This window comes from Shewanella sp. SM32 (assembly GCF_025654235.1).
Taxonomy (GTDB): Bacteria; Pseudomonadota; Gammaproteobacteria; order Enterobacterales; family Shewanellaceae; genus Shewanella; species Shewanella oncorhynchi.
The window spans coordinates 68,074-81,719 of sequence record NZ_JAKKRO010000002.1; the positions used below are offsets into that span (position 1 = coordinate 68,074).

Genomic DNA, 13,646 nt, shown 5'->3' on the forward strand with positions numbered 1-13,646 from the left:
CAAACATGAAACTCTATCTACTCGATAACTTTGACTCCTTTACCTATAACTTAGTGGATCAATTTCGCAGCCTTGGCTGTGAAGTGGTGATTTACCGCAACGATGTTGCCGCCGATTATATCGCTGAAAAACTGCTTAACGAACAAGAGCCTGCAGCCCTCGTGTTATCACCAGGACCAGGTGCACCCCATGAGGCAGGTTCTATGATGGCACTTATCGCCAAAGTTGCGGGTAAGGTGCCTATGCTGGGTATCTGCCTTGGGCATCAAGCCATGGTGGAATATTACGGCGGCACAGTGGCACGCGCACCTTTTGTGGTACACGGCAAGGCAAGCCCGACTTTCCATGACGGTACTGGCGTATTTGCCAGTTTGCCCTCTCCCCTGCCCGTTGCCCGCTATCACAGTCTCGTCGCCACTCAAGTGCCGGATTGCCTGCAAGTGATCGCAACCACTGAAGATATGCCTATGGCGATTTTGCACCCTGAGCATAAAGCCGTTGGGTTTCAGTTCCACCCAGAATCAATTCTGACGACGTTGGGCAGCACACTGCTCATTCAAACCTTGGCATTTCTGACCCAAGACATGACAGTAGGAGTAAATGCATGAGTACAAACAATATTCAGCCTTTACTCGACCTTTTATACCAAGGTAAGAGTTTAAGTCGCGAGCACACCTTTGAGATTTTTAGCGCGTTAATTCGCGGTGAAATGAGTGAAGCCACTATGGCTGGCATGTTAGTCGCGCTCAAGATGCGCGGCGAAACCATTGATGAAATCAGCGGCGCCGCCGATGCGATGCGCGCCGCCGCCAAGACGTTTCCCTACTCGAATGGCGATAACCTTAGCAATGGCATCGTTGACATAGTTGGCACCGGTGGCGATGGCTTTAATACCATTAATATTTCCACCACTGCGGCCTTTGTTGCCGCGGCGGCGGGCGCCAAGGTCGCCAAACACGGCAATCGTAGCGTGTCGAGTAAATCGGGTTCATCGGATCTTTTGGCGCAGTTTGGTATCGACTTAACGATGTCACCAGACACCGCCAGTCATTGCCTCGACGCATTGAACCTGTGCTTTTTATTTGCGCCCCACTACCACGGCGGAGTAAAGCATGCAGGGCCGGTCAGGCAAGCACTGAAAACGCGCACTTTATTCAATGTGTTAGGGCCACTAATTAATCCCGCCCGCCCCGAATTTATGTTACTTGGCGTTTATAGCCCTGAGTTAGTCTTACCGATAGCGAAAGTATTAAAGGCGCTTGGCACAAAACGCGCTATGGTAGTGCACGGCAGTGGTTTAGATGAAGTCGCGCTGCACGGCAACACCCAAGTGGCCGAATTAAAAGACGGCGACATCATAGAGTATCAACTCACGCCCGCCGATTTAGGTGTGCCTTTAGCACAAATCAGTGACTTAGAAGGCGGCGAACCCGCGCAGAATGCCTTGATCACCGAGGCAATTTTAAAAGGTTGTGGCACAGATGCGCATGCCAATGCAGTCGCCATCAATGCCGGTTGTGCTTTATATGTGTGTGGAATTGCAGATTCAGTGAAAACGGGAACCTTACTTGCGCTCAGTACCATACAAAGCGGTAAAGCCTTTGAATTGTTAAGCCAATTAGCTAAAGTCAGCAGTGAAACAAAGGAATAAGTGGCAATGACTCAAGAACTGATAACAAATAGCCAAGATATGAGAACTCAGCCACAGGCAGAAACAAACCCTATGCCAAAAAGTAATGTGTTAACCCGTATAGTCGATACCAAAGCGGCCCATATTGCCGCCCTGAAGCTGCGTTTCCCCGAGGCAAGCTTGTCGCCAAAAATCTCTGACCGCAGTTTATTTGCCGCACTCAAGGCGCCCAAGGCGGGTTACATTTTAGAATGTAAAAAAGCCAGCCCCTCTAAAGGGCTTATCCGCGATGTTTTTGATGTAGAAGCCATTGCCGATATTTACGGAAAATATGCGGCGGGCATTTCAGTATTAACCGACGAGCAGTTTTTCCAAGGGGATATGGACTATATCCCTAAGGTACGCGCTCGGGTGAACCTACCTATTCTGTGCAAAGATTTTTTTGTCGATGAATACCAAATTAAACTCGCCGCCCACCAAGGCGCCGATGCCATTCTGTTAATGCTGTCCGTACTCGATGATGCACAATATCACCGCCTAGCGAAAGAAGCCGCTAAGTATCAACTCGATGTGCTGACTGAAGTCAGTAACGAAGAAGAACTTAAACGCGCCATCGCATTAGATGCGCCGATTATTGGGATCAATAACCGTAACTTAAGGGATTTAAGTACCGATCTCGCCACCACAGAAACGCTAGCGCCACACATTGGCAGCGACCGCGTGGTGATCAGCGAATCAGGCATCTACAACAATGAGCAAGTACGCCGCCTGAGTCCACTGGTTGATGGTTTCCTCGTCGGTAGTTCGATAATGGCCGAGGCTGATATCGACTTAGCCTGCCGTAAATTGATCTTCGGTCACAATAAAGTCTGCGGCCTCACCCGCATGGAAGATATTCGCGCCGCAGCAACGGCAGGCGCCGTCTACGCCGGGCTGATTTTTGCAGAAAAATCCCCGCGCGCGTTAACCCTTAACGCCGCTGAACAATTGCTCAGGGAATATCGCGCATCCGCGGCTCCCGCCATTGAATTCGTCGGTGTGTTTGTTAATGCCGCGCCAAGCACCATTACGGATACCGCAGCCAGTTTGCAGTTATCTGCCGTACAGCTGCATGGCACTGAAACTGAACTTGAAATCGCACAACTCGCAGAGCGACTTGAGCAAGCGGGACTCACTACTCAAATTTGGAAAGCCGTCAGCGTCGATGCGCAAACGGGTGAGCTTGGTAACTTACCTCAGGGAGCATCGCGATATCTCTTTGATAGTAAAACGGCAGACCAATTTGGCGGCTCGGGCCAAGCCTTTAATTGGCAAAGCATTGATGCGAAATCCCTCTGCCCACAAAAAGCCCATGCCATGTTGGCGGGCGGACTCAACGCCGACAATGCGGCCAGTGCCAATGCCCAAGGATTTTACGGTTTAGATTTTAATTCTGGCCTAGAAACCGCCGCAGGAATTAAATCGGCGCAACTGATCCAAACGGCTTTTACCCATTTACGTCTCTAGCCTATCGCGCTAAGCAAGAAGCCCTAGATGCAGTTGGTGCTCGACAAGCGTGATGCTCGACAAAAATATGAACCTATTAATGCCAGTGGCCAAATAGATAACGATACGGTTAACCCCAAGATGCTGTTAGCACCATCAAGCCACTGACAAACTGATTGATAAGATAAGGAAAAAGGTATGTCAAAGTTAAAGCTTAACCCTTATTTCGGCGAATACGGCGGCATGTATGTGCCACAGATTTTAGTGCCAGCCCTTAAGCAATTAGAAACTGCCTTTGTGGAAGCACAGGAAGATGAAGACTTTAAAGCCGAGTTTACCGATTTATTGAAAAACTATGCGGGTCGCCCAACAGCACTCACCTTAACTCGCAATTTAAGCCCAAATCCTATGGTGAAAATCTACCTTAAACGGGAAGATTTACTCCACGGCGGCGCCCATAAAACCAACCAAGTGTTAGGCCAAGCCCTCCTTGCTAAGCGCATGGGTAAAAAGGAAATTATTGCTGAAACCGGCGCAGGACAACACGGTGTTGCCACCGCCCTTGCCTGCGCGCTGTTAGGCTTAAAATGTAAAGTCTATATGGGTGCCAAAGACGTTGCGCGCCAATCACCTAACGTATTTAGAATGCGTTTGATGGGTGCGGAAGTGATCCCTGTCACCTCAGGTTCTGCCACCCTAAAAGATGCCTGTAACGAGGCGATGCGCGACTGGTCTGGCAGCTACGAAAAGGCCCACTATCTTCTGGGCACCGCTGCGGGGCCACATCCGTTCCCAACCATAGTGCGTGAATTCCAACGCATTATTGGCGAAGAAACCAAGAAACAAATGCTGGAACGTGAAGGTCGCCTGCCCGATGCCGTTATCGCTTGTGTTGGCGGCGGTTCCAACGCTATCGGTATGTTTGCTGACTTTATCGACGAGCCAAGTGTCGAACTGATTGGCGTCGAACCTGCGGGTAAAGGCATAGACACGCCAATGCACGGTGCGCCGCTTAAACACGGTAAGACTGGTATTTTCTTCGGCATGAAAGCGCCTTTGATGCAAGACAGCGAAGGGCAAATCGAAGAATCTTACTCGATTTCAGCCGGATTAGACTTCCCCTCCGTTGGCCCGCAGCACGCGCATCTTAATGCCACAGGCCGCGCTCGTTATGAATCGGCTACCGATGATGAAGCCTTAGAAGCCTTCCAACAACTGGCGCGCTGTGAAGGTATTATCCCCGCATTGGAATCGGCGCATGCTATCGCCTATGCCGTCAAAATGGCGCGCGAGTGCACCAAAGAAACCATTTTAGTGGTCAATCTTTCCGGTCGTGGCGACAAAGATATTTTCACCGTTTCTGACATTTTGAATGGTAAAGAGGTATAACGAACATGAGTGATACATTGACTAACCCAGGCCTTTACCAAGCGGCCCGTTACCAAGCCACCTTTGCCAAACTCAACGCCGAAGGCCGTGGCGCTTTTGTCCCCTTCGTCACCCTTGGCGATCCTAGCCCTGAGTTATCGCTGAAAATTATCGATACCTTAGTGCAAAACGGTGCCGATGCCTTAGAACTGGGCTTTCCGTTTTCCGATCCCTTGGCCGATGGCCCAGTGATCCAAGGCGCTAACCTGCGTTCTTTAGCCGCAGGCACGACTCCAACGGCGTGTTTTGAATTACTGGCGCAAGTGCGTGCTAAATATCCTGAACTTCCAATCGGTTTGCTGCTGTATGCGAACTTGGTGTTTGCTAACGGCATAGATGCGTTTTACGCCAAAGCGCAGCAAGCGGGTGTGGATTCAGTACTTATCGCCGATGTGCCAGTGGAAGAATCAGCGCCCTTTAGCGAAGCCGCTAAAGCCCATGGTATTGCGCCGATTTTTATCGCGCCGCCCAATGCCGACAGTGAAACCCTTGAGCAAGTGAGTAAAAGTGGTGAAGGTTACACCTATCTCTTATCCCGCGCGGGAGTCACAGGCACAGACACGAAAGCTGGCGTGCCGGTAGAGGAAATTTTATCTAAATTAAAAGCCTTTAACGCCCCACCACCGCTCCTCGGTTTTGGTATTGCCGAGCCTTCACAGGTAAGCGCCGCCATCAAAGCGGGCGCTGCGGGGGCGATTTCTGGCTCTGCCGTAGTAAAAATCATCGAAACCCACCAGCACGATGAAGTTAAGCTACTTGCAACGCTTGGGGAATTTACTCGCGCAATGAAGGCTGCAACCTAAGCGAGTCTTGATTTAAATAATCCAATATAAATCAAGAATTCAATTACAAATAAAATAAGTGAGGTAGACTCGTCGCCTCGCTTATTTTGTTTGTATTTACCAAGCTCTATGTTTACTCAGCCTTTATCTCCCTCAAACACAATCTATCAAGACAATACTGACACTCACGCAGTACTACACTGACAGCGTATTTATTTAGTCACAGTTCCTCGATAGAATGCCCTATCGAAGAAAAACGGACTTTTTATGCAGTATCGGATCTATATTCTCGAATTAACGCCTTGGGGCTGTGGTTTTGAAGGTGAAGTTGCAGGTAAATGCGATAATGGTGCACCAATTTGGTTTTACTACCAAGGTAGCGATCAGCAGGCCGAAATTCGCTTTCCGGTTAACCAATGGGTCACAGTTGAATTGCTTGGCCGATTAGCAAGTGCAAGTCTTCAAGCTGATATGATTAAACAAACTCCACACCAGCATCTAAAATTCCCGTTGCATAACTGTCACTTTGAAGCTTCAGGACAAATCATCGACATCAGCCAAACACCCGAAGATACAATTTACCTGTTGCAATCAAACCTACCGCTCCCCTTTGATAATGAACTTGGGAAATCCCCTATCTCGCTAGGCCATTGGGTTAATGTAACAGGCGAGCTTTGGGTAACAAATTGGATGAATTGAGTCGATAAAAAAAGGTATAGTGCTAGCCTGTAACAAATCATTCGCCTGATACATATCCATTAGAGGATCCGATGACCATTTCTAAATCTTTACCCGATAACAAACCTCGTACTTTTTTGGGAACACCCAAATTACCGGCCAAGTATGCCACTGTGGTGATGCCATTTTTTCTCTCTATTCTCATGAGTTGTATCGTTTCTGGGATCAGCACTTTCAATGGCGTTGGCGCTTCACCGCAATTTCTCGAACTCTGGCTCGGCGCTTGGCTGATCTCATGGGTTGTCGCCTTTCCGACACTGCTGATGGTGTTACCTTTGGTGCGTAAAATCACAGCTCATTTTGTCGATTTACGCTAGTTTTACGACTTAATCTTCCGATTTAACTGTTTTATTTCAAAGCCGTTTTAGGACGGCTTTATATTGAACTCCTTCTCTATATGCGTACAGCGGCTAAAAATCACATCGATAATTGTTCGATCTGTTACCCTGCCAACATTCACTTAAACTAAAACAGTACGACCTACACCATACCAATCGTATTAAATCAAAGCGCTCATTGAGCCCCCAGTCCACGCTTTACAATGGATTTACACTGACCGTTTAGCGGCACCTATGTTTATTGTATAAGGATGACATGACCCCCACCTAAATCAATTTCCCTCTGCTCTCGAACCAACTCAAGCATTAATGTAAACCACTGTATTTATATCTTTTATAAAAATAGAGCTCGTAAAACCCTAAATGATATATCCCCAAAACGCTGCCTAATTATCCCCCCTTTATCACTTACTTATTTGTACCATTAACCGTATCCGCCCCCCTTATTTATCAGTTAAAAGTATTAACCTATAGCCCTGCCCAAATGAGAATGGTTTGCATTTGAATATTTTCACATGCTAATTTACCTACCGTTGTCGGGACAGAGACAGCAGGAAATGGCCTAAGGACTAAGCTAAAAATAGCGAGTTGATCAACGCAAGATAAATAGCCAAACAGTCTATTTTGATAACCGCATTCACTTTGGTTTGCGTCCTTAGGTAACTGATTACTGGATCGGCAACGCGCAGTAGCATGTTGCCAAGGAGGCGTAAGTGAGTACACAGCAAAGGGAAATGGATCGCGAAATCTTTGATCTACTTGGCATAGGCATTGGCCCATTCAATCTTGGCCTCGCCGCCTTATCAGAACCTATTGACGGCTTTAACTGCTTATTTTTAGATGCTAAAACCAGTTTTGACTGGCATCCAGGCATGCTACTCAAATCCTCAAGATTGCAAACACCCTTTATGTCGGATCTGGTGACTATGGCCGATCCCACCAACCGCTACAGTTACCTTAATTTTGCCAAGCAAACGGGCAGGCTTTATCCCTTTTATATTCGTGAGAATTTCTTTTTACCTCGCCACGAATACAACTTGTATTGCCAATGGGTGAGCCAACAACTCAGCAACCTTAAATTTGGTTTTAAGGTCACTCAAGTGGATTACAACGCAGGTGAAAGTATTTATCGAGTTACAGGTTTTGATAGGCGCAGTGGTAAAACCCATACCTATCAATGCCGAAAGCTAGTGCTAGGCACTGGTACTGAACCTTATCTACCAAAGGATTGCCCAATCCAAGATGCACGGGTCATGCATACCGCCAGTTATATGCAGCAAAAAACCTACCTGCAGAGTCAGAGTGCCATCACAGTAATTGGTAGTGGCCAGAGTGCGGCGGAAGTGTTTTACGATCTACTGCAAGAGATTGATACCTATGGTTATCAACTCAATTGGATGACACGATCAGCGCGTTTTTATCCCTTGGAATATACCAAGCTTACTTTAGAGATGACCTCGCCAGATTATGTCGATTACTTCCACGAATTGACCCCTAATCAAAGATGCTCACTGATCGCCAGCCAGAAACAGCTCTACAAAGGGATAAATTCTGAGCTGATAAACGACATTTACGATTTGTTATATCAAAAGCGCCTATTGGCCGATTTTCAATGCCGACTGATGACGAATGCGGCGCTGACTCATATCGAGCCCCAAGCCAATATGCTCAAGTTGCATTTCCACCACAATGAAAAAAATCACACCTTTGAGCAAGAAACGGGCGCCGTCATTTTAGGCACAGGTTACCACTATCGTTTACCCGAGTTTATCAGTGGTATTAAACAACAAGTCGAATTCGATGACGCCGGACAACTTAGCGTGCAGCGTGATTACAGCATAGATATTCGAGGGGATATTTTTGTCCAGAATGTCGGTTTGCATACCCATGGAATAAGCTCTCCAGATCTGGGTATGGGCTGTTATCGCAACGGCACCATCTTAAAAGCCGTGCTCGGTTATGCGCCCTACCACATTGAGGAACATATCGCGTTTCAAACCTTCGATCCGGCCAAACTTGCTAGTCATCAGCCCTGCGGCGCCAATGCAATTAACACGCTGGATCTTAATCCAAGACATTTTCCTAAGGCGCCGCACAGAAAAACTCAAGTTGATGCGCCACAAACTATCCCTCCAACCAAGATTCCAAGTTCTGGCGCAAGTTCAACCGTGAGTTCAGGCGCGGGAACCAATATGCCGGTCTTAATGGCGCCGAACCAGGAGGCATAATAATGGCAAGCCAATTTAGCAACCATTGTTTAACGCAACTATGTTTAACGCAACTATCCGCTATTTCGAGCATTAATGGTTTTCAGTTCAGAGCGTTAGACCTTACACAAGACATTCCAACACTACAGTCTTGGTTTAACCAAGATTACGCCAAGTTTTGGGGTATGCAGGGCTTGAACCTTGATGCCATAAAAAATCTGTTAGCAACAACAGAACACAAGTTTGCCTTGATAGGTGAATGGCAGGCCAAAGCGCTATTTATGGTGGAACTCTACGATCCCGTCCACGATGAAGTCGGTCAGCACTATCGTGTTGCGCCGGGTGATTGTGGTATGCATCTGATTATCGCGCCGCCAGATGGCAAACCCGTCAGCGGCTTATCCTTGAAGGTGATGGATGCGATAGCGCAGCTCGTGCTTGAAAAACTAGCCTTTAATCGCCTCGTGGTTGAACCCGATCAACTCAATAGCAAAATTCATCGCTTAAATAGCCTGATAGGCATTCGCTATGAAAAAGCGATTCAATTAAGCACTAAAGCTGCTTTCCTCGGATTTTGCACTGCGGCCCAGCGCCTTCGACCATCGAGCACGCCCTCTTTGACGAGTCTAGCCCAAACAACCTCAGCCCTGCCAAGCTCAGATCAGTCAATGCCTGCTCTGCCAAACTTAGCAGAACAATACTTAGCAAGCCCAACCCTAGCAAAGTCAAGCTCGCTCACAGCACCAGTAGCCTCTCCCATAACATTATCGACTCTTCAGGTGAATTAGATGAACTTACCCACAAAAGCCTTATTAATGAACCCATTGCCAACGCAAGATCATCATGACCAAGCAGTACATGCTCAGCAAAGCTCGGCGCTATCGACAACATCAGCTTCTATGCCGGAGCATTTGACTCCCGCCTATTGGCAAGCGGCTAATCGTCATTTAGTGAAGAAAATCCTCTGCGAATTCACCCACGAGAAGCTCATTACGCCGACCCTATACGGGCAAAAAGCGGGGCTCAATCACTATGAACTCAGGCTCAAAGACAGCACTTATTATTTTAGTGCACGGCACTATCAGCTAGATCATCTTGCGATTGATGCCGATACCATCCGCGTTTCACTTGCAGGACAAGAGCAAATCCTCGATGCGATGTCGCTGATCATTTCCCTTAAAAATGACTTAGGGATCAGCGAAACCTTACTACCAACCTATTTAGAAGAAATCACCAGCACTCTTTACAGCAAGGCATACAAGTTAGCGCATCAGGCGATTCCCGCAGCCACACTGGCGCGAGCCGATTATCAGAGCATAGAAGCGGGTATGACAGAAGGTCATCCGGTGTTTATCGCCAATAATGGCCGGATTGGTTTTGATATGCAGGATTACCGTCAATTTGCCCCAGAAAGCGCGATGCCGATGCAGTTAGTCTGGCTTGGAGTTCGCAAAAACAAAACCACGTTTGCCGCCCTCGAAAACTTGAGTCACGACGCATTATTAAAGAAGGAGCTTGGCCAGCAGTTCGATGATTTTCAGCAGCATCTTAAAACCCAGCAGCATGATCCACAGGACTTCTACTTTATGCCTGTGCATCCTTGGCAGTGGCGCGAAAAAATCGCCCGCGTCTTTGCCGGCGACATAGCCCGCGGCGATCTGGTTTATCTTGGTGAAGGCAATGAGCAATATCAAGTGCAGCAATCGATACGCACTTTCTTCAATCTTGCATCACCGCAAAAGTGCTATGTCAAAACCGCGCTTTCTATCCTAAATATGGGCTTTATGCGTGGTCTATCGCCTCTTTACATGAGCTGCACACCGCAAATTAATGCGTGGGTTGCAAACTTGGTTGAAAACGATCCTTACTTTGCCCAACAAGGCTTTGTGATCCTTAAGGAAATTGCCGCCATAGGTTACCACCACCATTATTACGAGCAGGCGCTCACCCAAGATAGCGCCTACAAAAAAATGCTCTCTGCCCTGTGGCGCGAAAGCCCACTGCCACACATTGAGCCTAAACAAAATCTGATGACCATGGCTGCGCTACTGCATACGGATCATGAAGATAAGGCCCTTATTGCAGCCTTGATAGCCGCCTCAGGCTTACCAGCAAAGGATTGGGTCAGTCGCTACTTAAACCTGTATTTATCGCCGCTGTTACATGCCTTTTTTGCCTACGATCTGGTCTTTATGCCGCACGGGGAAAACCTGATCTTAGTGCTCGATGAATACGTGCCAGTCAAGATTTTAATGAAAGACATAGGCGAAGAAGTCGCGGTACTCAATGGCGCGAAGCCGCTACCTGATGATGTAAAACGCCTTGCGGTGAGCCTTGAAGAAGAGATGAAGCTTAACTACATCTTACTGGATATTTTTGACTGTATTTTCCGCTATTTAGCACCGCTGCTCGATGAGCAAACCAGTGTCAGTGAAAGCCAATTCTGGGAGTTAGTGGCGGACAATGTACGTGATTACCAAGCCCAGCATCCACATTTGGCCGACAAGTTTGCCCAATACGATCTGTTTAAGGACAGCTTTGTACGCACGTGCCTCAATCGTATCCAATTGAATAATAACCAACAAATGATAGACCTCGCCGACAGGGAGAAAAACCTGCGTTTCGCCGGCGGCATCGACAATCCCTTGGCGGCCTTTAGACAAAGCCATGCCTTTAAGCGCCCTATGCTTAGCAACGCTGAGCAAAGGACACGTTAACACACCACAAAGTGGATAACCTCGAAACTTTAGCATGGGCCAATGTTGGCCCAGCTTGTTTAACCCCCAACCTAAACGGAATTAAAGATCAACATTATGAAGACTTTTCCCCTCTCCAGCATCGCACTCGTCTGTCGGCAAGCCCTCGTTAACCCGAAGCTATTGCTGTGCTCAGCCATGTTAGCTACGGTTCCCCATGCCACAGCTGACACTGTCGATGCGGATAGTAAGACTAAAAAGCACCAGAAAGAAATTGAAGTCATCAATGTCATTGGCGCTAAGGACTTACACGACAACCGTTATAAAACCCAAGCGATGAACACGGCAACTGGGCTCGATTTATCCTATCTAGAAACACCGCAGTCGGTCACGTCTATCACCCGCCAAATGATGAATGATCAACAGCTTAATAGCGTGATTGATGCCATGACCAGCGTCGCGGGGATCAATGCCCGCCCAATGGATAACGACAGATACAGTATTAGTGCCCGCGGCATTGCCGTGAGCAGCATTTTGTACGATGGCGTGCCAACCACCTACGATACTCGCTTCAACTATGGGGATAATCTGATCGACACCGCCATCTACGAGCGAGTAGAAGTGGTACGCGGCGCGACTGGCCTCATGACGGGAGCCGGTAATCCCTCGGCGGCCATTAACCTTATCCGTAAACGCCCGACTCAAGAGTTTATGGGCAACACCTCGTTAAGTGTGGGCTCATGGAATAATGTGCGCGGTATGGTCGATGTTTCCAGCGGCTTAAATGACTCGGGTTCTGTGCGCGGTCGCGTGGTGGCCGCCTATCAGGATAAAGATTCATTCCAAGACAGGTACGAGCAGCAGCGCACTACGCTATACGGCATAGTCGAAACCGATATTGGCGATAGCACCTTATTCACCCTTGGTGTCGATTACCAAAATGCTACGCCGAGCGGCACTATGTCGGGCGGTTTACCGCTATTTTACAGCGATGGCAGTCGCACTAATTATGATCGTGCCACTTCAACGGCGCCCGATTGGGGCTCGGCGCATACCCAAGGCCTCAACACTTTTGCGAGTCTCGAACACAGATTAGACAACGGTTGGAACCTAAAAGGGACTTACACCTACGGCGATAACTCATTGGAGTTCGATGTACTATGGGCCACGGGATATCCTGATCCTGTAACCAATATCGGCGCCACTGCAGGCTCTATCGCCTATGTCGACGGCAGCCGCACCCAACACAATGTGGATTTGCGCGCCGAAGGACAATACCAACTCTTTGGATTAGAACATCAATTGATGTTTGGCTGGAATGGCCAACGCCAAGAGTTCGCCAATCCCTACTATTATCCCACTGCGGCAGTACCGCCTTTGGGGGATTTTCGCGATCCGAACTTCCAATATCCAAAACCTCAATGGAAGGAAACTTATACCACGGGTTCATTTGGCGAAACCAAACAGAGTGCAGCCTATGTAGCAACTCAGCTTAATCTCAGCGACGCGTTAGCTGTCCTCGTCGGATTACGCCTCAATGAGTGGGAAACCGACCAAGATAATTTTGGCAGCCGTTACGATTTCAACATCAGCAACGAACTCACCACTTACTTCGGCCTCACCTACGCCCTGACCGAGCAATATTCGCTCTATGCCAGTTATACGGATATTTTTGCACCGCAAACTAAGCAAAGAATCGATAAAAGCTACCTAGATCCAGTCAAAGGGAAAAACTACGAAGGCGGGATTAAGGCGAGCCTGTTCGATGAGGCTTTAGATATGTCGCTGTCGGTGTTTGAGATCAGGCAAGACAATGTCGGAGTCAGCACTGGCGATGTGATCCCAGGAACAACAACGCAAGTGTATGAAGGCGTAAACGGTACAAAAACACAGGGATTCGAATTTGAATCGACGGGTAAAATCACTGATGACTGGAATCTTTACTTAGGTTACACCCAGTTCACTAGCGAAGATCCTGAAGGCAAACGTATCAGTACCACTTCACCACGCCAGCAATTAAAACTCTTCACCACTTATACCTTTGGCGGTGATTGGCATAAATTGCAAATAGGTGCGGGGGTTAACTGGCAGAGCCGCGTCTACCAAACAGTTAATTCGCCACTTGGCAAAGTCGAAGTCGAGCAAGGCTCTTACGCGCTAGCGAGTCTAATGGCGAGTTACGCCTTCACCGAGCAACTTAAGCTCAGCGCAAACCTGCACAACGCCTTAGATAAAAGCTACTACAGCCAAGTCGGTCAATACAGCCAATTCCAATACGGTACGCCGCGAAGTGCCAGCTTAACCTTAGACTATCGCTTCTAAGTCAGATTTATATTGAGATC

At 48.0% G+C, this 13,646-nt stretch carries 11 protein-coding genes; all 11 read left to right on the forward strand.

The features are described from left to right. Positions 1-5: 5 nt before the first annotated feature. The 11 genes from L5M10_RS01215 (at position 6) to L5M10_RS01265 (ending at position 13,626) form a co-directional block, all read left to right on the forward strand. Entirely contained in the window at positions 6-608 is a 603-nt protein-coding gene (locus tag L5M10_RS01215; protein WP_173496376.1) for an aminodeoxychorismate/anthranilate synthase component II, read from the forward strand. Continuing rightward, entirely contained in the window at positions 605-1,651 is a 1,047-nt protein-coding gene (trpD, locus tag L5M10_RS01220; protein WP_263254691.1) for an anthranilate phosphoribosyltransferase, read from the forward strand. The genes L5M10_RS01215 and trpD overlap by 4 nt, the downstream gene beginning before the upstream one ends. A 6-nt stretch (positions 1,652-1,657) precedes the next feature. After that, complete coding sequence (gene trpCF, locus L5M10_RS01225; protein WP_263254692.1) at positions 1,658-3,136, forward strand: bifunctional indole-3-glycerol-phosphate synthase TrpC/phosphoribosylanthranilate isomerase TrpF; 1,479 nt, start codon at positions 1,658-1,660, stop codon at positions 3,134-3,136. 177 nt (positions 3,137-3,313) lie between these two features. Next, positions 3,314-4,504, forward strand: a complete 1,191-nt coding sequence (gene trpB, locus L5M10_RS01230; protein ID WP_173244108.1) for a tryptophan synthase subunit beta — start codon at positions 3,314-3,316, stop codon at positions 4,502-4,504. A gap of 5 nt (positions 4,505-4,509) precedes the next feature. Next, positions 4,510-5,346, forward strand: a complete 837-nt coding sequence (gene trpA / locus L5M10_RS01235) for a tryptophan synthase subunit alpha (protein WP_263184842.1) — start codon at positions 4,510-4,512, stop codon at positions 5,344-5,346. 246 nt (positions 5,347-5,592) lie between these two features. After that, positions 5,593-6,024: a glycerate kinase gene (locus tag L5M10_RS01240; RefSeq protein ID WP_105252115.1), complete on the forward strand. Its 432-nt coding sequence runs from the start codon at positions 5,593-5,595 to the stop codon at positions 6,022-6,024. Positions 6,025-6,095: 71 nt separating this feature from the next. Beyond that, positions 6,096-6,380, forward strand: coding sequence for a DUF2798 domain-containing protein (locus L5M10_RS01245; RefSeq protein WP_028761002.1), 285 nt, complete (start codon positions 6,096-6,098; stop codon positions 6,378-6,380). Between the two features lie 734 nt (positions 6,381-7,114). Next, entirely contained in the window at positions 7,115-8,629 is a 1,515-nt protein-coding gene (locus L5M10_RS01250; RefSeq protein ID WP_263254693.1) for a lysine N(6)-hydroxylase/L-ornithine N(5)-oxygenase family protein, read from the forward strand. Positions 8,630-8,631: 2 nt separating this feature from the next. Further along, entirely contained in the window at positions 8,632-9,396 is a 765-nt protein-coding gene (locus L5M10_RS01255) for a GNAT family N-acetyltransferase (RefSeq protein ID WP_263254694.1), read from the forward strand. Then, positions 9,397-11,325: an IucA/IucC family protein gene (locus L5M10_RS01260; protein ID WP_263254695.1), complete on the forward strand. Its 1,929-nt coding sequence runs from the start codon at positions 9,397-9,399 to the stop codon at positions 11,323-11,325. A 96-nt stretch (positions 11,326-11,421) separates the two neighbouring features. Further along, positions 11,422-13,626, forward strand: a complete 2,205-nt coding sequence (locus tag L5M10_RS01265; protein ID WP_198572798.1) for a TonB-dependent siderophore receptor — start codon at positions 11,422-11,424, stop codon at positions 13,624-13,626. Positions 13,627-13,646: the final 20 nt, after the last annotated feature.